General features: G+C 33.3%; 14 protein-coding genes and 3 pseudogenes. All 17 read right to left on the minus strand.

Going from position 1 to position 19,695, the window contains the following annotated elements:
* Positions 1-122 precede the first annotated feature (122 nt).
* The 17 genes and pseudogenes from BA768_RS07075 to BA768_RS07155 all read right to left on the minus strand — a co-directional run bounded on the left by BA768_RS07075 (position 123) and on the right by BA768_RS07155 (position 18,934).
* Entirely contained in the window at positions 123-1,001 is an 879-nt protein-coding gene (locus BA768_RS07075) for an RHS repeat-associated core domain-containing protein (RefSeq protein WP_317039941.1), read from the minus strand.
* Between the two features lie 167 nt (positions 1,002-1,168).
* A complete protein-coding gene (locus BA768_RS07080) occupies positions 1,169-1,915 on the minus strand; it encodes a hypothetical protein (RefSeq protein ID WP_065720246.1) in 747 nt (248 codons plus the stop codon).
* A 611-nt stretch (positions 1,916-2,526) separates the two neighbouring features.
* A pseudogene (locus BA768_RS21740) lies at positions 2,527-2,712 on the minus strand (RHS repeat-associated core domain-containing protein); the annotation flags it as partial.
* Positions 2,713-2,786: 74 nt separating this feature from the next.
* Positions 2,787-3,242, minus strand: a complete 456-nt coding sequence (locus BA768_RS07090; protein ID WP_065720248.1) for a hypothetical protein — start codon at positions 3,240-3,242, stop codon at positions 2,787-2,789.
* Between the two features lie 535 nt (positions 3,243-3,777).
* Positions 3,778-3,969 (minus strand): annotated as a pseudogene (locus BA768_RS21745) (RHS repeat-associated core domain-containing protein); the annotation flags it as partial.
* 50 nt (positions 3,970-4,019) lie between these two features.
* Positions 4,020-4,361, minus strand: a complete 342-nt coding sequence (locus BA768_RS07100) for a hypothetical protein (protein WP_065720250.1) — start codon at positions 4,359-4,361, stop codon at positions 4,020-4,022.
* 2 nt (positions 4,362-4,363) lie between these two features.
* Positions 4,364-5,224: an RHS repeat-associated core domain-containing protein gene (locus tag BA768_RS07105; RefSeq protein WP_065720251.1), complete on the minus strand. Its 861-nt coding sequence runs from the start codon at positions 5,222-5,224 to the stop codon at positions 4,364-4,366.
* 43 nt (positions 5,225-5,267) lie between these two features.
* Entirely contained in the window at positions 5,268-5,747 is a 480-nt protein-coding gene (locus BA768_RS07110) for a hypothetical protein (RefSeq protein ID WP_123947077.1), read from the minus strand.
* Entirely contained in the window at positions 5,731-6,801 is a 1,071-nt protein-coding gene (locus BA768_RS21650; protein ID WP_065720253.1) for an RHS repeat-associated core domain-containing protein, read from the minus strand. The genes BA768_RS07110 and BA768_RS21650 overlap by 17 nt, the downstream gene beginning before the upstream one ends.
* A gap of 42 nt (positions 6,802-6,843) precedes the next feature.
* A complete protein-coding gene (locus tag BA768_RS07120) occupies positions 6,844-7,539 on the minus strand; it encodes a hypothetical protein (protein ID WP_065720254.1) in 696 nt (231 codons plus the stop codon).
* Positions 7,540-7,542: 3 nt separating this feature from the next.
* Complete coding sequence (locus tag BA768_RS07125) at positions 7,543-8,268, minus strand: hypothetical protein (protein ID WP_065720255.1); 726 nt, start codon at positions 8,266-8,268, stop codon at positions 7,543-7,545.
* A 28-nt stretch (positions 8,269-8,296) separates the two neighbouring features.
* Positions 8,297-8,989 carry a hypothetical protein gene (locus tag BA768_RS07130; RefSeq protein ID WP_065720256.1) on the minus strand — a complete coding sequence of 231 codons (693 nt, stop codon included), beginning with the start codon at positions 8,987-8,989 and terminating at the stop codon, positions 8,297-8,299.
* A gap of 675 nt (positions 8,990-9,664) precedes the next feature.
* Positions 9,665-9,880, minus strand: a pseudogene (locus BA768_RS21750) (RHS repeat-associated core domain-containing protein); the annotation flags it as partial.
* A 33-nt stretch (positions 9,881-9,913) separates the two neighbouring features.
* Positions 9,914-10,396 carry a hypothetical protein gene (locus BA768_RS07140; RefSeq protein ID WP_123947078.1) on the minus strand — a complete coding sequence of 161 codons (483 nt, stop codon included), beginning with the start codon at positions 10,394-10,396 and terminating at the stop codon, positions 9,914-9,916.
* Positions 10,397-10,398: 2 nt separating this feature from the next.
* Entirely contained in the window at positions 10,399-13,845 is a 3,447-nt protein-coding gene (locus BA768_RS07145; RefSeq protein ID WP_065720258.1) for a DUF6443 domain-containing protein, read from the minus strand.
* 5 nt (positions 13,846-13,850) lie between these two features.
* Positions 13,851-17,282: a hypothetical protein gene (locus BA768_RS07150; RefSeq protein WP_065720259.1), complete on the minus strand. Its 3,432-nt coding sequence runs from the start codon at positions 17,280-17,282 to the stop codon at positions 13,851-13,853.
* Between the two features lie 5 nt (positions 17,283-17,287).
* Positions 17,288-18,934 carry a T9SS type A sorting domain-containing protein gene (locus tag BA768_RS07155; RefSeq protein ID WP_065720260.1) on the minus strand — a complete coding sequence of 549 codons (1,647 nt, stop codon included), beginning with the start codon at positions 18,932-18,934 and terminating at the stop codon, positions 17,288-17,290.
* Positions 18,935-19,695 lie beyond the last annotated feature (761 nt).

Below are 19,695 nucleotides of genomic sequence, written 5' to 3' on the forward strand. Positions count from 1 at the left end.
GATGTCTTTTACGAATTTTTCGGAACTTTTCTTTTTAGGTGTTTCCATAATTAAATGTAATTCTTTTTTTGAAAACACTCCTTAACTTTTATACTATATAATGTCTACTTTTTGCTGACGATTTACAGAGTTCCACTACGGCCGTCTCTTTTGCGTTCTATATGATCTACGTTATCCTCCCTTTTATCAGGTGTGACACCTTTTTCCGATTTTTTAGCGGGTAGAGTTTCAACACCACAGTGTTCACAAATAGTTTTACCTCCGTTTTTTTCTTTATTCAAATTTATAACAGCCTCTTTTCCTGCTTTTGTAAAATCTTTTCCTGGTCTTTGCTTTTTACTCAGTTTTTCTGCTCTTTCTTCTGCCTTAGTTTTTGGCTTAGCTTCATTTTCAGATTTTTTATCACTTTTACCATCGCTTTCACTATTCATCACACTATCACATAGCGAGGTGACGTTATCATAAGCATTTAGAACGTTACTAGCAGTCATTGCTGTTGTTACTAAAGCTACACCTACTACTGCATCTTTTGCAGAGTTAATCGCATCTTTTACATCGCTTAATCTTACAGGACGCTGACCAATAGGATGAAACCCTGTTGTACTACCTCCATAGGCAGGTGGCGGCGGAGCAATAGGAACTCCTCCGGGACCTATCATAACAGCTTCTAATCCTTCCAGTTCAATGTGGTTGGTTACTTTGTTTTCAGAAAATGCATAAGGAGTTTGATAGTCGTACTCTTCTGCAAGAACATCTACATTAAAGAACCACCCTACATCCGGCATGTAGTTTCTCCACTTAAAACTATAAAAACCAGTTTCCTGTAACTCTTGTCCTTGGTACTTATATTTATAAGCATTTGAGCTACTTGCCTGACTGGCGTGATCAAACAGCATCCCAAAAGGATAGTACGTGTTGTTGGCTACAATCTCACCGGGGATAAATGAATCGACACATTGCCCATTCGTACATTCCCGTATTCTCTCATCTCTTCCTCTGATATTGCCGTCATGATCTGCGTCTGCATAGCCTTATTCTTATATTTCCCAGATGATCGGTATAATGATAAACATACAAATTGAGCAAAGCATTAAAATACCCCTCAGAAGTCGGGATAATTATAAGCTTCATGGATTCAACCGTTAGAAGATACGGCAATATAATTGACTTATTCTTTAACCCATTCTAAACCTTTCCAAAATATCGTATTTTTATTTTTTCTGTAAATTAAACTATGATCATAATGTTCAAACTCAAAAAAACATTCGTCGAAATAGGGCAGTTTGATTGTAAAATAATTGTTTTGATATGTATCTATTTTTTCGCTAAATATATCAAACAATATTCTGCCTTCATAAGTTTTAGTTCCCGAAATATTGGCATTTAATGAAAAATCTATTAAATTTTCAGATGGAGAATATGATTGCAAATATTTTTTCTTGGGTAAAGATATATGTAGTTTATCTGTGTTATAGCGTTTACTATTATTAAAAGTAAATGTTAAATCAACTGGTCGATATTCTGTTGGAAACTCAACGTTAAAGTAAATGCTGTCCTGTGAATATCTTTTCTCTTCTTTTAATTCATATTTAAATCCATCCTGTTTCAAATAATTATCTTCACTTACTAAACTAATAACATTTTTACTAATTTGTAACCATTTTCCTTTTGAAGCAAGATCACATTGTTCTATAGCTGGAGAAAAATTAGCTTGTGCATGGTAAAGAAGATAAGTACTGTCTACATTTAGTACTATCTTATCATAATTTTTTTCTGATAAAGCCTGATAAATTTTATTTCCACTTTTTAGCTTATAACTCCCAATAATAGAGTCTATATCTTTATTTGTAGATATTGCAGGCTTACAAGATGATATTGTTATAATTAATATTAATAATTGAATGATATTTTTCATATTTATTTGCCTTTTTCGTAAATGTATGATGAGCTAGTTGAAATATTAATTAGAGATTTTTCATTAATATCATCTAAAGAGTTGGCAGTTCCAGGATAACTACCTTGTTGGTATGAGTGCCCTACCTTGTAAGCTTCTACTTCATGCATTCTCGCTTGTTTCATATCAACACTTCCGTTAATAGTTTTTGCAGCATTTAGTAACTGTCCTTTTTTATTAAACTTCATTCCTCCTACTTCAAAACTTTGTCCTACGTGTCTAATTTCATGCAAATGAAGAGTAAGTCCATCGCCCTCAATAAGAATTTTGTCTTTGCCTTCTGAATCTTGTTTTTTAAGTACTCCGTGAGTTCCATCTCCCTGTGTCGGCTTTGATAAATAAAATGTTTCCTTTGCTTCTGCAATAGTGTTAATATCCTGTAGTGACTGATTCATATAACCAATCTTTTTATTGTTTTCGGACAATTCTGTCTTTAGTGATTTTACTTTACCTTCACTAAGCTCACCTTTTTTAAGTTGAGATTCTATTTTATCATTACTCTTATTAATTTCATCAATTCTTCTATTAACATTTCGTAATAACTTTTCTTGGTCTTTAGGATCTCCCCATGTTCTTCCATCTGGGTCAATAAATCTAATAGGATTATCAGCAGCATAGACATATGGTGTCCATCTTCTGGTTTTCTCCGCCAATGGATCTACGACTCCCCATCTTCCGATATCCGGCATATAGAATCTTGCGCCGTAATCATACATCCCGGTCTCTTGTAACTCCTTGCCGTTGTACTTATATTGATAAGTAACCTCATAAATACGAGGTTACCTATTATTTGCCACCCAATACAATCGTACGGGAGCGGGATACATTATCATTAATTAATTGGAAGCAATTTTTTTTTACTACTAATTATAGAATTACTTTTCTCTATTTCGTTAAGTTGATTTTCAAAAAATTTACTTTTCAATATTTCTTTTTTTAAGCACTCGCTTCTATCTAATTCATATCTAGTTTTTTCATATATTTTGAAAATTTTGTTATCACATACTGTTAATAAACTTACTGTTGTATGAGTAATATTTAAACCTACCTTATATATATTATTTATTTCTTTTTTATTATGTGTGAAACTATTAAGGTAAACAAGTTTATCAAACTCTTTTATTATTTTATTTCTTTGATCTAAAGTAATTTCTTTATTATCATAATAATAATTCGCAATATTACTTTTTAAAGTACTATTTAATTTAAAATTTTGTCTCTGAGTAGAACAATTATTAATGAAACAAAGAAAAATAAAAAGAAAAATTATGTTATAGGATTTCTTCATATATATATTGTTGTAAAATTTTTATTTCTTTTTGATCAGGAACAACTTCACTTGCAAAACCTGTAATAGCTTGATTGGCTTTATCTACTGCATGTTCAATTTCATGACCTACATTAGCTGCTGTAGCTTCTTCTTTCGTCACAAAGTTGTAAAGCTTCTGTTCAGCAGTTAACAAATTATCTTTACCAGCACTAAAATATTGCCCTACTAACGATTGAAAATCTTCAATGCGACCAACATAAATTTCTATATCTGCTTTTTTAACATCTCCTGTTTGGGAATCTCTTGTAAGAGTAGTATTTCCCATTAAAAAATCATTAGTTCCTCCTGTTGGTCCCTTACCACTTAGAAGACTAACTGTTGTTGGAATATTTGAAGTTACTAGTTTATTAAATTGCTCCGTTCCACCTTCAGTTTGTTGCAGGAAATCTCCAATAACTTTGTCATTATCAGAAGCATATTGTGTATATGATCCTTTTCCATTGTTGGCATTAGGATCATAAATGAGTTGCCCATTTTTATTTCTCCAATCGTTTACATTACGGCCATCTGGATCAATAAAACGCAGGGGGTTATCAATTGCATAATTGTATGGCGACCATCTGCGATATTTCTCCGCCAAAGGATCAACAACACCCCATCTTCCAATATCCGGCATATAGAACCTTGCTCCATAATCATACATTCCGGTCTCCTGAAGTTCTTTTCCGTTGTACTTGTAATTGTAAGTAACCTCATAAAATACGAGGCTACTTATTATCATAAAATCAGTTTTTGCTATTTCTTCTTAAACTGAATATTATTACACTTATTTTTCTCATACCATTCTATCCAACCTTTTCGATCTTTTATAAATGTACTTCCAGGATATAGACCTGTATAATTTGCAGTGTCTTCAAAAGAAACATGGGAATACTTTGAAATAAATCCCAAAGATTTTTTAAACTCCTTATTTTGATTTCTATAAACCAAGCTATCAATTATTTTAACTCTGTGAAAAAATTCTTTTTTAAATTGCAGATTTTCTATGCAATCAACTTTTTCTTGGGAAAAAATTTTATTTGGTGTAGAACAATTTATGAAAATTAATAAGATAAATATAGATGTATTTTGTTTCATTATTACGGAATTGTAGTTTTCTTTACTTCAATCAAAGGTTTTTCAGTTCGTACTACTTGAGATGTCTTTGATTTGTCTTTTTCTTGAAATACATTTATATTAGTATAATCTATTTCATTTCTTGTATTTCCATTAACTTTATCCTCAACTTTTAAACCTTTTTTATGAGCTTTTTCATATTGCGGATATGTTTTATTACCATTTTTGTCTGTAACTGTTTTACCCATTTTCCCTTTAGGAATTCCCATTTTTGCTTTTTCTAGTTGCTCTACATGCTCATGAACTAATGCTCCTGCGCTACTAGTGCCACCTTTACCTGCTTTATCAAACTCTAAAACATCTGCGATGTCAATATCTCCAGTTTGAAATCTTCCAACAGGTGCATTTATGTCATTTTCTACTATACTTTGATTAACAACTTCTTTTGCTCCAACTACATCATTATAGCTATCATAGAAAGCCTGTTGTTCTTTCGTCAAAGAAGCATCTTTATTAATCATATTGAGAGTTATCTTATAATTACTTGTACCAGTAATTTGAGTATAAACAGCTTCATATTTCCCACCCAATGTATTCTTAACTAAATCTTTATAGGATTGCTCTGCTGTAGCAGTAGCAAATGAAAGAATTAATTCATTTCCATCAGGATCTATAAAGGCAATAGGATTATTACCTGCATAAATATATGGAGACATCAGCGAGTATTTCTCAGCTTTATTGTCAATCACACCCCATCTTCCGATATCCGGCATATAGAATCTTGCTCCGTAGTCATACATTCCGGTCTCTTGTAGTTCTTTTCCGTTGTACTTATAATTGTAAGTAACCTCATAAAATATGAGGTTACTTATTTTATCTGTCATATGATTAAATCGTGCGGTAGTGTAGGATATCTACTGACAGGAGCTAAAAGCTCGCACCAGCGTGAGGAGTTTCACTTGTAATTTTGCACTTACTAGCATGCCATTTATTATTTATCTTTTCCATATTAACTTCTACAAAAGTTTCCGAGTTTTTTATTTTGTAAAGCATATAAAACTTATCAAAGTTTTCATTGAATTGATAAGTCCATATTATTACCCACATACCGTTTTCTTTTAACTGTGAGTGATTGATTGTAGTAGTATGATTAAAAATTTTGATACTTCTGGTAAAGGGATCATTTTTTTTTCCAATTATAATGTTTATTTTAGAATCTTTATTTTCAAAAAAATATTTTTTTTTGGATTCCTCACATATATTAAAAGCAACCTCTATTATTTCAGTTAGCTCTCGATCCTTTTCTATTTTGTTATAATTGTCTAATCTTTTCTTTTTTTGGCAACAAATTATCAAAAAAAACGAAACAAATAACAAATACAGTAACTGTTTATTTAATTTCTTCATCTTTTTGTTTTTTAACTCGAACATTATCAATTACTTTTTTGAATTCTTCATATTTATCTTTCTCCTGCATCATCTTAAATGAGTCTTTCACCATTTTTTCAATAACTCTATCCAAACGTTTTTCAGCAGCCTTTCGATGTTTTCTAACATTAGAATATTGAAGATCTTCTTTAAATATATCTAATTCAAAAAGGTCTCCGTGATCTTGTTTTTCAATCACCTTTGCTTCATCATTTCCTCTATGAATATCTTCGTGAAGAATGGTCATTGCAATTTTGAAAATCAAATCTGCTTTGTCTTCACCATCATAATCGGAAGCGTTATCAACTGTGATTTCATTTAGTGTTAAATTATTTGTACCTAACCCATTGGTTGCATACTCTCCAAAAGCATAACCATTGAGAGATTTGTCTAATGTTATCGTTGGTCCCTTTCCATTTGTAAAATCTCTCTTTAATTGACTATAAGATAAATTACCTCTTTTCATAACACTAGTTAATACCTGATTATCTTTCAAAAAAGATCTTGCAAGTTCAATAGCTTTTTGAATAATTACCCTTTGCTCTTTGGTAGCTTTTGAATCGATTATAAATCTACCATCAGGATCAATATATCTAATTGGATTATTCACCACATAATTATAAGGTGACCATCGACGGTATTTTTCCGCCAACGGATCTACCACTCCCCATCTCCCGATATCCGGCATATACATTCTCGCACCATAATCATACATCCCCGTCTCCTGCAACTCCTTTCCGTTGTACTTATACTTATACGCATTTGAATTATTGACCTGAACATTATGATCGAACAGCATTCCAAAAGGATAATACGTATTATTGGCTACAATCTCACCGGGGATAAATGAATCGATACATTGCCCATTCGTACATTCCCGTATTCTCTCATCTCTTCCTCTGATATTGCCGTCATGATCTGCATCTGCATAGCTTATTCTTACATTCCCAAGATGATCATTATAATTGTAAACATATAAGCCTAATAATGCATCGTAATACCCTTCGGAAGTCGGGATAATTCTCAGCTTCATTTGTGCAGTTGATGTTAATCCTACATGTTATTTAATTAATCTTTACTCCTTCTTATCATTTGATTTAAAGAAATTCCAGTAAGCTGCTTTTTCACCTTTTCCGTAATTTCTTTCGTAAATATTTAAGATTTTTCCAGTCTTTGGATTTAGCTCAATTACTTTAGCTTTTTTCTCATTGCTACAATCCTGTATCTGCCATATATCCTGATCTATATTGTAAGAACTTGCAGAAGTTAGAGATTGATAGCAGATGTTTTTCAAACCATTAATCTTAGCGATTTTTAAAGCCTTTTTAGGAGAAAGATATTTTTTAGTATTTATTTTATTGTAATAGTTTATAATTTGTTTGTTTATTAAATCTATAAGGTCTTTATTCTTTACTAATTCACATGTAAATACTTTATGGTAAAAAACCATATCTCTATAGAAAAAATTATATACGTAAAAATCACTAGAATAGAATTTAGGATACTCTTTTCTGTACATTTTTATATCATTTTCATTATTTAGATTCAAAAAGATTATTTTATAATTATCATCATTTTCTATATTATTTGTTAGGTGCAGATCAATATAACTTTCTTTCTTATTATATTTTATATTTTTTTTATAAAATTTATCTCCGAAAAAATCTTTAAATACAGAATCATGCAGTGATTTGCATTGTTGCTCTATATTAATCTTATTTTGTGAGGAGAAATTTGTTCCAAGAAAAATGAATAATATATAAATTTTCATGTTTTAATATTGATTTGAAGGAATGAAAATTTGTTTTGTAATTCCTTTAATCTGATTCCAATACGCAGCTTTTTCCCAGGGAAAGTAGTTTCTGGTATAATTCGTTATTTCTTTTCCATTAATTGGATCTAATTCTATCACTTTTATTTTATTTGTATTACTGCAATCCTTTATTTCCCATACTGTTTTATTTTTATTATAAAGACTATAGTCTGTAATACTTTGAGAACAAACATTTTTTATTTTTTTTAGTTTGACAATTTTATGTATTCTTTTGGGAGTAAGGTATTCTCCTTTTTTTATTTTTTCGTAATAATGGAGAACTTGTTCATTTCCAAATTTAAATTGTTTATCATTATTAACAGAGTCAAATCTGTAAATTTCTTGATGAAAAGGATAGCCATTATACAAAAAGTTATATGTATAAAAATCTAAAAAAGAAATATAGTTATTCTTACGTTTTTTTTTGAAAAGTAAAATATTCTTTTTGTTTATATAGAAAGATTTTGAAGTATTATAATCATCGCTATTAACATCTAACGTATCAACTTTCCAAAAATATTGTTGTTGATTATAGATTATATTTTTATTAAAAAAAGATTTACCAAAAAACGCTACAAATGATGAATCATATTTGATTTTTTGTAATTCAATATCAGTAATTTTATTTTGCGCCAGAAGTTTTGATGTAATAAAAAGAATTATTACAAAATATTTTATTTTAAACATATTCTGTTTAATTATTTGATTTCAATTCTTACTTATCTTTTGATTTAAATAAATTCCAGTAAGCTGCTTTTTCAACTTTTTCATAATTTTTATCATATATGTTCAAAACTTTTCCAGATCTTGGATTTAGCTCAATTACTTTAGCTTTCTTTTCACTACTACAATCTTGTATTTGCCAAACATCTTGATTTATATTGTAAAAACTTGCAGAAGTTAGAGATTGGTAACAAATATTTTTCAAGCCGTTTGCCTTGGCAATTCTTACTGCTTTTTTAGGAGAAAGATATTCTTTGTTTTTTATTTTATTATAATAATCAAGAATTTCTTTGTTTATTAAATTTGAAAGTTTCTTATTATTTACTAACTCACATACATATATTCTGTGGTAGAAGACATTACCTTTGAATAAAAAATTATATGAATAATAATCAGTATAATCAAAGTAATTTTTACTAGATAGCTTTTCTAAAGTTTGTTTATTATTTTTGTTTATATAAATTGCAAAAGACGTATTATAATCTTCATTATTATAATCCATTGTATCTACTCTTAGAGAATATTGATTTTTATCAAACTGGATATTTTTCTTAAAAAACTTATCTCCAAAAAAATCTCTAAATATAGAATCATATTTGGATTTGCATTGTTCTTCTATAGTCTTATTTTGTGAGAATAAATTTGCTCCAAAGAAAATGAATAAAATGTAATATTTGAGTTTCATAATTTGTTATTTAATTGATCTTAGCTTACCATTAGATCCTGATTCATTAACTTTCTTAAGTTCATCTGGAGTAATATATTTAGAATCTACAACACCATATCCCTTATCAGGTCCAGTTACATCCATTCTTCCCATAATTGCACGTACAGCATCATTGGTGACTGCAGTAAAAGTAAATGTTGTTGTCTGTTTTAAACCTTGTTTATGGGTGTTTATATTATCTGTAGTATCCATCATTTGACCGGGATCACCGTGTATTCCTCCTAAGTTATGCCCGATTTCATGGTTAAAATCACTTTCAAATTTACTCGCATAATTCATTCCAGGGTATTTCATCACCTTAGAAGCATCTGAAACAATACTAATTTTGTCAGCCTCTGCAGTAGTATCATCTTCTACAGTTCCATTAGAAATGTAATTTCCGATTCTTATCATTCTACCTTCACTGTCCGGCATTTTATCTCCATTAGCAGAAGCTATTGCGTTTTCCATACTTGATGATTCTATTGCAGATAAATTAAACTTTGTATAAATTTTTCCGTCTTTTGTTTCAATTTCTCTTGCATTTCCTCCATTATTATAACCCGCAATAGATGCGTTCAAACCTTGTTTCTGTTCTTTTGTTAAGCCGTAATGATAATAATTAGCTGTAACTACAAAAGGATCATCTTTTGTACCTTTACCAGTGACACCGCCATCTCTACCATCAGGATCTACATACCTTATAGGGTTATTTAAAGTATAATTATAGGGGCTTAAAGAGGAATATTTCTCCGCCAAAGGATCTACCACACCCCATCTACCAATATCCGGCATATAAAACCTCGCACCATAATCATACATCCCCGTCTCTTGGAGTTCTTTACCATTGTACTTATACTGGTATGCATTCAGTGTTGCGTAGCTGTGAACGAATTACCCGATTTATAAATCGGGTAAAAAAATCATATTTTGCTGATAAAATCTCTCTTTATAATTTTTACTAGCATAATTAATAGCAGATAAAATATCTATTGGGAGTTCTTTTATTTTATAGATATTTAAAAATGGCTCATTGTGATTATTATATAATAGATAAAAATCTTCTTTGGGTTTTATTATTTTTATAAAATCTAAGAAAATAATAGGGTGAGTGTTAAAATTTTCTAAACTGTTTTCAGTTAAAAGTTCTTTTAATGAAAATTCTCCTTTAATCCCAAAATATTTCTGTGGAATTTCTTTATTTTTTGTTATCCAAAATACTATTTGGTCTTTACTATTGTTTTTAATTTTAATTCTTTTATAGTTAAAATTTTCCCCTGATACATTATATTTTAAAGTATCTTTTTTTATTTCAACATCTTTTTTTTGTGAACTGATATAGAGTACATTAAAAAAAAATGTCAAAAAAAATATTTTATATTTCATTCTCATTTCATGTTATTTATTGTTTCATCTATTGATTTAGTAATTGATTCCTTTAATTTAGTATTTCCTTCTATCCTTATTAGCGTATCTCCTTCCCATTTACTTCCTTTTACTTGATGTACCCAAGTTTCTCCTCTAATGTAAAATAAAGCATGTCCTCCTATTAATTCATGAGATGCATTTTGAGCTTGTCCTTCTTCGCTTAAATTACCATTAGTATATACTTGTAAATTATTATTTGTAGATGTTTTGACTTTCTCCGACGTTCTCTTATCATTCGATGGTGCCAAGGTTGTTCCCATTACATCAGCACTTTCTCCTGTTCTTATATGCATACCTTTATCAGGGGTTCCATATCGTATTTCGGAAGCATCATCTTTGATAAAGTTTCCGTTTTTATCATAATAACTAACGCTATTACCAACAGTATATTCAATAGTTGTTGTAGAATTGACTAACTCTGATAAATTTGAATAGTTACCACTGGTACTTTTATGAGAGTTTAATACTTCTCTATCAATATTTCCATCTTTATCAAGTGTTACAAATTGTCTGTCTTCTTTAGGCAAAGTATTTTGAATAGCTTTCAAAGACGCTTCATTAGTTGGCTTCACTGTTTCTACACCTCTTCCATCTGGGTCAATAAATCTAATAGGATTATTCATTACATAATTGTATGGCGACCATCTGCGATATTTCTCCGCTAATGGATCTACAACACCCCATCTTCCAATATCGGGCATATAAAACCTTGCACCATAATCATACATGCCGGTCTCTTGGAGTTCTTTACCATTGTACTTATACTTATACGCATTTGAATTATTTACCTGAACATTATGATCGAACAGCATTCCAAAAGGATAATACGTGTTGTTGCCTACAATTTCCCCGGGGATAAATGAATCGATACATTGCCCATTCGTACATTCCCGTATTCTCTCATCTCTTCCTCTGATATTGCCGTCATGATCTGCATCTGCATAGCTTATTCGTATATTTCCTAAATGGTCAACATAATTGTACACATACAGATTCAGCAAAGCATCAAAATATCCCTCAGAAGTCGGGATAATTCTCAGCTTCATTTGTGCAGTTGTCATAGTTCCTGATTCATCTTCCCACGGCTGGGTATATTTATACTGAAAACCGTCGAGATAATCGGTTTGCACCGTTCCAAAGAGCTTCTTCACTTTTACTCCGTCTGCGCGGTACGTATAATTCGTTACCTGTGCATTCTGAGTAATCTGCTTGGGTAAATTTAAATAATTATATTGAATTGATGACATTCCTTTGTCATTATAATTCATCATATTTCCGTTATCATCATATCCTATATCCGTAGGAACGGCTGTATACGGATACCCCATCGAATTCTGCGAGGCATCTGTTATCTTCTGTAATCTGTTGCTTGCGTTGGCAGAATAATAATCGTAGGTAAGATTATCAATAAGCCTTGGCGTCGCCCCAAAGGCTTCTGCAGTTCTTTTCAACGTTTTTATATTGCCGTTGAGATCGTAGGTAACTTTCTCAAAATATTGCCTCATCGATGGAAACATTGAGTTTTGGTAAAACCCGGCCGACAACCTGTTCAATCCGTCATAAACGTAGCCATACCTTTTTAAAGGTTCATTTTCCTGGGTTGAGGTTTTCCAGTCGATTTCCGTAATATTACCATTGTACTTTGGTGTTACCTGCAAAGCGGTATCAGATGCATCAGGAGTTACCAGACCTTCTACCTGGTTGTATTTTATTTTATAACCAAACAAGTCGTTTCCGAGATTATCAGGATTGTTGATGTGCGTCATCCATCCTCTGATGTTGTAGCTGTAATCTACTGTTTGCAAGCCGTTTCCTAAAATCTTACCGCCTACCTTTTTGGTTTTAAGCTGAGACAATTCGTTATACTCATTCTGAACTAAAATTTCTTCAGTATTGTTATCGATTTTATGTTTATGCGTCAAAAATCGGTTTTGATGATCATAGATAAAAGTTTCCGTAATTACTTTTTCGGCATCAGCGGCTAATCTTTTGTGATAGGTTTTGGTCTGCAAAACGGCTCCTGCAAAATCAAGCTGAGACTCTGTTTTGGTATACCCTCCGAGATGATTAATGGCATAGCTTCCAATGGGTCTTCCTTTGGTGTCATAGTATGAGTAGCTTTTCGTCCAGTTATCATCTTCAATGTTTTTTACCAAAGTCATTACGGGAAGGCTTTTGGTACTTTTTCCTAATGTCGCTGCATTATCCGTTAAAATTGTTTTTCCATAAATCGTAGAAGGAAAAGCAGGGTTGAAGCTGTAAGAAGGATAGGTGTCATAATAATTGACTGATAGCACTGTTTCAATCTGACTGTAAAGATTATTGGTGTAATAGATTTGTATTCCGTTTCTGGTAAATCCTGTATTGTCTCTGGATTCAGTAATTACGTATTGATTCGTAATTTCCTGTAAACCTACTCGCGTCTGGTTCGGCAGTGGCATCAATCCGGTATAGATTACTCTTCCAAATTGATCATATTTTGTAACCAGCCATGTTGAGGCTTGTCTTAAATTGACATCCTGAGTAGCAATCAATCGATCTGCTTTATCATACACCATATATTCCCATCCTTTTCCGGGAAGCTTTTTTTCTACCATTCTGCCATCCCCGTCATAACGGTACTGGTAGCAGAGATTATCGAGCAATGTTGGAGTTAAGGCTATGTCTGAGGATAAAGGAGGAACCACGAATGCCAACTGATTGTATTTGTTGTACACATAGTAAGTGTTGGTATTTTCTGTGGCAGAAAGTTGTTTTCTTACTAAAATTGTTTGTCCTTTACTGTTTTTAAACTCAACGGTAGTGTTGCCGTCCTCATCCGTCACGGTATTTTTGTACAGTTGTCCTTCAGAATAGCTTCCGCTGTCACTGATGACAGATTTTGTTGCTCCGTTTTCCCAAATGGTTGTAATGGCATATTTTTTCACCTCGCCATGGATGTTAACATCATATCCGAATTGCACGGGTTTATCTGCCCATGCGTTTCCAACCTGAATCTGCTGTTGCAGCCTGTTTAGTGGTGAGTTATCTAAGATTTTTTCTGCATAGATTTTTTCGGAACCGTATTGAGTGTTAGCGTTGGAGAGGGGCAAGGTGTAGATCCCGCCGTTTTGTGTAGCAGATTGCGGAATGGGAAGATATTCCTTAGCCTGTCTTCCGTACTGATCGTATTCTATATGGGTAACCACATCCTTTCCAGTGGGAGAAGATTTTACGTTGACCGTCTGTTTAGCTCTTCCCAAGCCGTCAAAATATTGAACGGTCTGTATCTGTTTTGCTGAGGAACTGCTTGCAATTACAGGCTCGAGGTAAACTCTGGTCTGTACATAATTTTCTGTATTCGTTGTCTGTGCATGGTAAAAAACAGCTACAAACAATACATTTATAGAGATAAGTATTTTTTTCATGTGTTTTATGGCTTGTAGTGATACTGGTATTCTTTCAGGATCTTTCCCTCTTCGTCTACGATTTTTTCCAACCTGTTGGTATGATCATATATATAAATCTCTCTGATTCCTGATGGCGGGGTAAGGCTTGTGACACCAATTAAAGGGTTGTAGGTTATGGTTGCCATCTGGTAATCTTTAAAGTTGGCGTCATTTCTCAATGTGTCCAGGGCAGATATCAGGTTGCTTTCCATAGCAGGATTGGCAGCATCAGCATTAGATGCGTTGATGATAGCGGTAATCAGAGGATTATTTTTAATATTATTATAAATAGCCCCTTCAATCTTCGCAATCGGCTGGGTATTGTTATACCCCCATATTACTGTTGTAGGAACTCCATTTTTGGCAGTAAACTGGAGGATGTTTCCCTGAGGATCGTATTGATTGAATGTTACCTGCTCAGAAGCATTTCCACTGGCAATATTGTATGATAATACCGAGCTCGGAAACAAATGGGATGTATCGGAGTACTGCGTTTCTGTTTTTGATGCCATTATTCCAGTAGCCGCCGGGCTTTCTTTTTCTGTTACCATAACTTCCAGAGGGATAGCAATTATATTGGCATTAATCAGCTTTGTATTTCCCTTCTCGTGGGCGTATTGATAGCTGGTTTCCTGAACGGTATTATCAGATGATGTTATCGTTTTTTTTGTAAGATAATCTCTGCTATTATATTCATTATCAGTAGTAATGATAGCAGAGCGCTGACTAGGATAATAATTGATTGTTTTTTCCTGTATCAGATTAGCTGTACCGATATGCTCGTTCTGGAAATTAAGAGTCAGAAAAGCGAAAGGATCGTTTCCTACAAAAGGTCTCATTCCGTTAGAGCTTGTATCGGCATAAAATTCATCATAATTTACATACTTCCCTCCATGCAGGTAAAATCCTACATTTGAATGGGGAATCGGCTGTACCGTTGCTCCGATCGTTAGATCGTAGCCAGTATACGAATACGTATATCGGTCTTCAGTAAGAAGAATATTGTTGTTATCATATACTTTTTTGTTTAAAAGATTCCCTCTGGTATAATCATAGTTGGCAACTGCATTGAATGGTGGAAGCGTAGAAATGGTATAAGGATTCGGCTGATCTATCGGAGAAGTGTATTGATAGACCGTCTTTCCGCGACCTGTTTCATTTACGGTAACATACTGATATCCTATATCTGAACCCTTTGTTTTTTGGGTAGGCAGAAAATTTCGATCAGAACGATAAGTAATATCTGCTATAAATAATGCAGTACAAAGGTTATTACCAAAAGATGAGCAGGTATATTCCATACCGGCTACATAAGGAGCTGTATAGGTATACAGAGGTTTTGGAAAAACTAAACCACCAGTACTTTTCTTGTTATCTAAGAGATTGTGGTAATTAAAGTTTACAGTTCTGTCTGGTGTAGTGCTATTTTGCTCTGTGTAATAATTGATATTTTTAATGCGTACATTTCTGTAATCAAACAAGTACTTTAAATTGTTGGAATTCCTTACCCTGAATGTCGAATTATAGCTTGTGTTGAAACTGATTCCCGAAGTTCCTAGCTGATTACTTATAAGCTCGAGGTAATAGTCGCCTGCCTCCAAGATTTTTCTGTATTCAGTTGGCACAGGATCAGCCGCGTTAAGCAGAGCTGTACCCAATACGCCAGTCTCTATGTAATTACTGCCAACTTTTTTCAAAAGGCGCAATGTCCAGGAATATTGATTAATTTCTGATGTTTCAAGATATATAGTTGCAGCAGTATTATTTTCAGGTACTGTAAATGCAAAAACTTTTCCACTTACAAAATTTTGTAATTCTGTATTATGATTGGAAGTATCCCAATTGAGAGGATTTTCATCATAGTCTGAAAGCTCGGTTGCAGCTGTTGAGACTCCCGAAGTAGCTTCTGGTACAAAAGAAAAAGTTCCGTTTTCATAGAAAAATTCAGATTTCCCCTTTGTAGGATAGGTAACAGATTTTAAAAGTTCCACTTCCGCGCACCCTACCGGTATGTTCTCTGAGCATTTGAAAAATATCTCTTTGCCGCTGATAAGAGCCGGTGCAAATCTGTTTTTGCTATAATAATCAAGTTGATAATCAAAATCCTGAATATAATTTCCATTAAATTTATTCATCTTCTGTACCGAGGTCAAAAAAAGTCTTTTATAGGGACCGTTATTTTTATAAACATAATTAAAATTAAATTTCTCATCATATTTACCATCCATTCCCTGAATCACAATGCTTTTCAGTTTTGAAAGCCTAGTGGCATTAAGACCACCTACATAATTGGTATCTTCCCTGCCATTTTCGTATTCGAACAATACGTTGCCTTTTCCCGGAAGTTCTATTTCTTTTATTCTGCGTGTCCCGGTAATGGTAATACTGGTAGAAGACTCTGAAATTTTGGGCAACAAACCCTTATTTTGATTAATGACCGTTGCATAGGTAGGTGAATCATTATAAGTAATTAAATTACTGTTAAAACTATTTTCAACCGACTGTATTTCTACAGGTTCTGTATCGTATTTTAAAAGCACTTTCACTATATCATCAGCGCTTTTTACAGCACTCAAATGAAAAGCACTATTGAAACTCGCATTCATTACTGAAGAAGAGGTACTTGTATAAGATTCTAATCCAGAGCTGTATGTAAGTGAAGAAGTTGATGATGTTTCTAAAACATCAAACACAAATTTATTTCCGAAATCATCTATGATGTTAAAAAATACGGGAGTAAAATCCTGTAAGGCATTTACACTTATTTTCAGATTGTTTTTATCAAGCTTCATTACCTGCAATTGTCCATTCACCTTTTTGATAATAAATCTTCCGGTGTAGCTTAAGAAATTATATTGATAAAGGTCATATTGGGTATCATATCTGTTTTTGTAATGAGCATCAAAAACGCTTCTCATGGCATTAGAATGCTGACTCGCCTGATTGGGATTCTCAACCATAGCCCCAAAGTAATTTTTATAAACATTTACGCTCGTAGTTTCATCCAGATAAATTCCCAGTTTAGGGCTTGAGCCTCCACCGAGAGAATAAGCTACTGATTTTTCATCGGGACTTCCCAATACCGTTCTTGATATGGTTCCACCCGCAAAAAGACTCCACCCTAATCCTGTTTCACTGGCCTTAGATTCAGAAGCAGCATTATTAACATGGTATTTTAAGTTTAGGCTGATAGGGATATTATTTAATCCAGTTTGCAAACTGGCAATAGGTATTGTAACGTCAGGTATTCCCGTGTAATTGCTCACAGGAACTTCTTCAAATTTCATTAAACTATTGACAGTAGGGGACGGAGGAATGACGTTTGGAATATTTTTGTTTTCATCACTGCTACTTTGTCCAAATGCCCATCCTGTAAGTAATATTAAAGAAATTAAGATCAGTTTTTTTCTCATCATGTTTTTTATTTTTTAATCAATTTAGTATTCGCAGTTTTCTCAGTATCCGTTTTCACAACAGTCAGATACGCACCCTGAATCAAATTCTGCGTATTGATCTTCGTGACCTTATTCTTCGTTTTCAAACTTTGGAGCTGTCTTCCACCCATATCATACAGTGTAATATCTGCTTCCTTAAACTCAAACCCTATCTCCACATAACAATAATCGCTCACCGGATTCGGATAAATCTTCATATCCTGCTTCTCGATCAACTGATCGATCTGGCTGTCGCCCAACTTCACGATCTTCCAGTTTTCTTTGCCTAATTCCTCTGCACTCGTTCCTGCCAGAACTATAGAACCGTCTTTATTCATCTTCAGGTCAGATAATCTTTCTTCCTTCTTCCTCGATTCACCTTTCACATGCTTTCTCCACTGCTCATTGCCGTCATTGTCAATATAAAGCATCCAGAAGGTCTCATCATCAGCTTCAATTTTTCTTTCTGCCTGAGTGTATCCGCCCAGTAAAATGCCTTTTGAATTTTTACCATCTCTAGTGCTGATCACATTCATTCCCATCAAAATATCGCGGTTTTTAAAATTGTAGGATTTCTGCCATTGTTCATCACCTTTTGTGTTTAAAGAAATTAGCCATAGATCTGTTCCTTCTTCTATTCCTACTGTTTTATTTCCTGATCTTTCAGATCTTGATTCTCCACCGATAATATAACCTGATGAAGTAAATGCTATTGTTCTTACATGATCATCTCCTTTACCTCCAAAATTCTTTTCCCACTCTACCTTTCCGTCTTTGTTAAGCTTTACAATCCAGTAATCACCCTCGCCAAAATTTTCAGTAGATTTTGGATAATGGGATACAAGGTTCGGGTTATCGTTATTCGTGTTACTTCCTGTGGAACCCGAACCACTATGCAACCCGAATCTCGAATCCCGCATCTCGGAACTCCTCGAATAAATTCCAAGCAATGCTCCACCATCGGGAGTAGGAATCATCTTTTCAACTTCATCCAAACCTTTTCCACCTAATATTGATTCCGATAACAATTTTCCATTTTTGTCTAATCTTGAAATGATCACATCTTTAGAACCAAAACCGTTTGAAGCATTCTGAATATTTCCTGTCACCATAAACCCTAAATCTGCCGTCTGAATCACCGATCTTGCTTCTTCATCCTGTGAGGTTCCCAAAGTTTTCTGCCAAAGCTCGTCTCCGAATTCGTTGATTCTGATCAACCAGATATCAGATCCGCCTTTAGAATCATCTTTTTTGTCTAAGCCTTTTGAAGAATAAGAAGTTCCTGCAAGCAAAAACCCACCATCCTGGGTAGAAACGGTTGCCGAAAGAAAATCGTGGTTCTGGCCTGAGAAATACTTTTCCCAGGTTTCTTCCCCTTGTTGATTCAGCTTGACCAAATGGAAATCGTAGCCGTTGTTCTGTTTTGAGGTAGAAGATAAACTTCCAGCACCGAGCTTCCCGCTTCCAGCCTGAATAGAACTTCCTGTAATAAGGTATTGCTGGTCTACTGTCGTTGTTACCTGGGAAAGAAAATCCTGCGTCGAGGACTTAAGGTCTTTCTGCCATACCACTTCCTGTGCAGTAAAGCCTGCGGCAGTATAAAGGAATACTGCGCTCATGTAGAGTTGTTTCATGATTTGAGTTTTATTTATTGAGTTGAAAATTAGATGGAAATCTCTTTAAAATTGTAGGTGCGATTTTAAAATTGAGGATTGTTTTCTTTTGCATTATGAAAAATGCATCTGTGGAGTAAAGTAAAAATTTATTCATCTTAATGTGTGTTTTAAACTGGTTTCGCAAATTTAAAATATTTTAAATTTACTTCAAAATAATTCACTGTACTTTTTCCCATAATCTATTGACTATTAGTTAATAATACAAATGTAATCTTGGGCAGCGACAGAACTCGTCGTGTTTAGGAATCAATTACAAAACTTGGGGAGAAAAGAAAAATGTATTTATACAAAAAAAAATCCTGTTTCTTAATGAAACAGGATTGCGATCCGGACGGGACTTGTTCTTATTTGAAAAACTCCCTATCCATAAGCTTTATGTCGTTCTCTTATTTTTAGGTCACCGAATAGGTCACTTTAATAAACAAAAATAGAGTGCGTCGTTTTTACTGGTGCAAAGATATGTTTTTTTTTATTTTTCACAAATAAATGTAGATCTTTTTTCTATCTCTTCCATAATCCACAGATTTTCAAATAACAAATATACCCTGCCCTAATCATTTTTCGCTTTTGATATAAATCCCCAAACCAAAAATCATTAATGAACTATCATCCTTTTTATCTTTGGTAAGTTTAGATGGTAAAATTGTATAATTTACAAAAAATAATTACCTACTACTATTAAGACGGTCAACCTTAGCACTTGGCAACCAACTGTTTCG

Origin of the sequence: Chryseobacterium sp. CBo1 (assembly GCF_001693475.1) — a bacterium.
GTDB classification, from domain to species: Bacteria; Bacteroidota; Bacteroidia; order Flavobacteriales; family Weeksellaceae; genus Chryseobacterium; species Chryseobacterium formosense.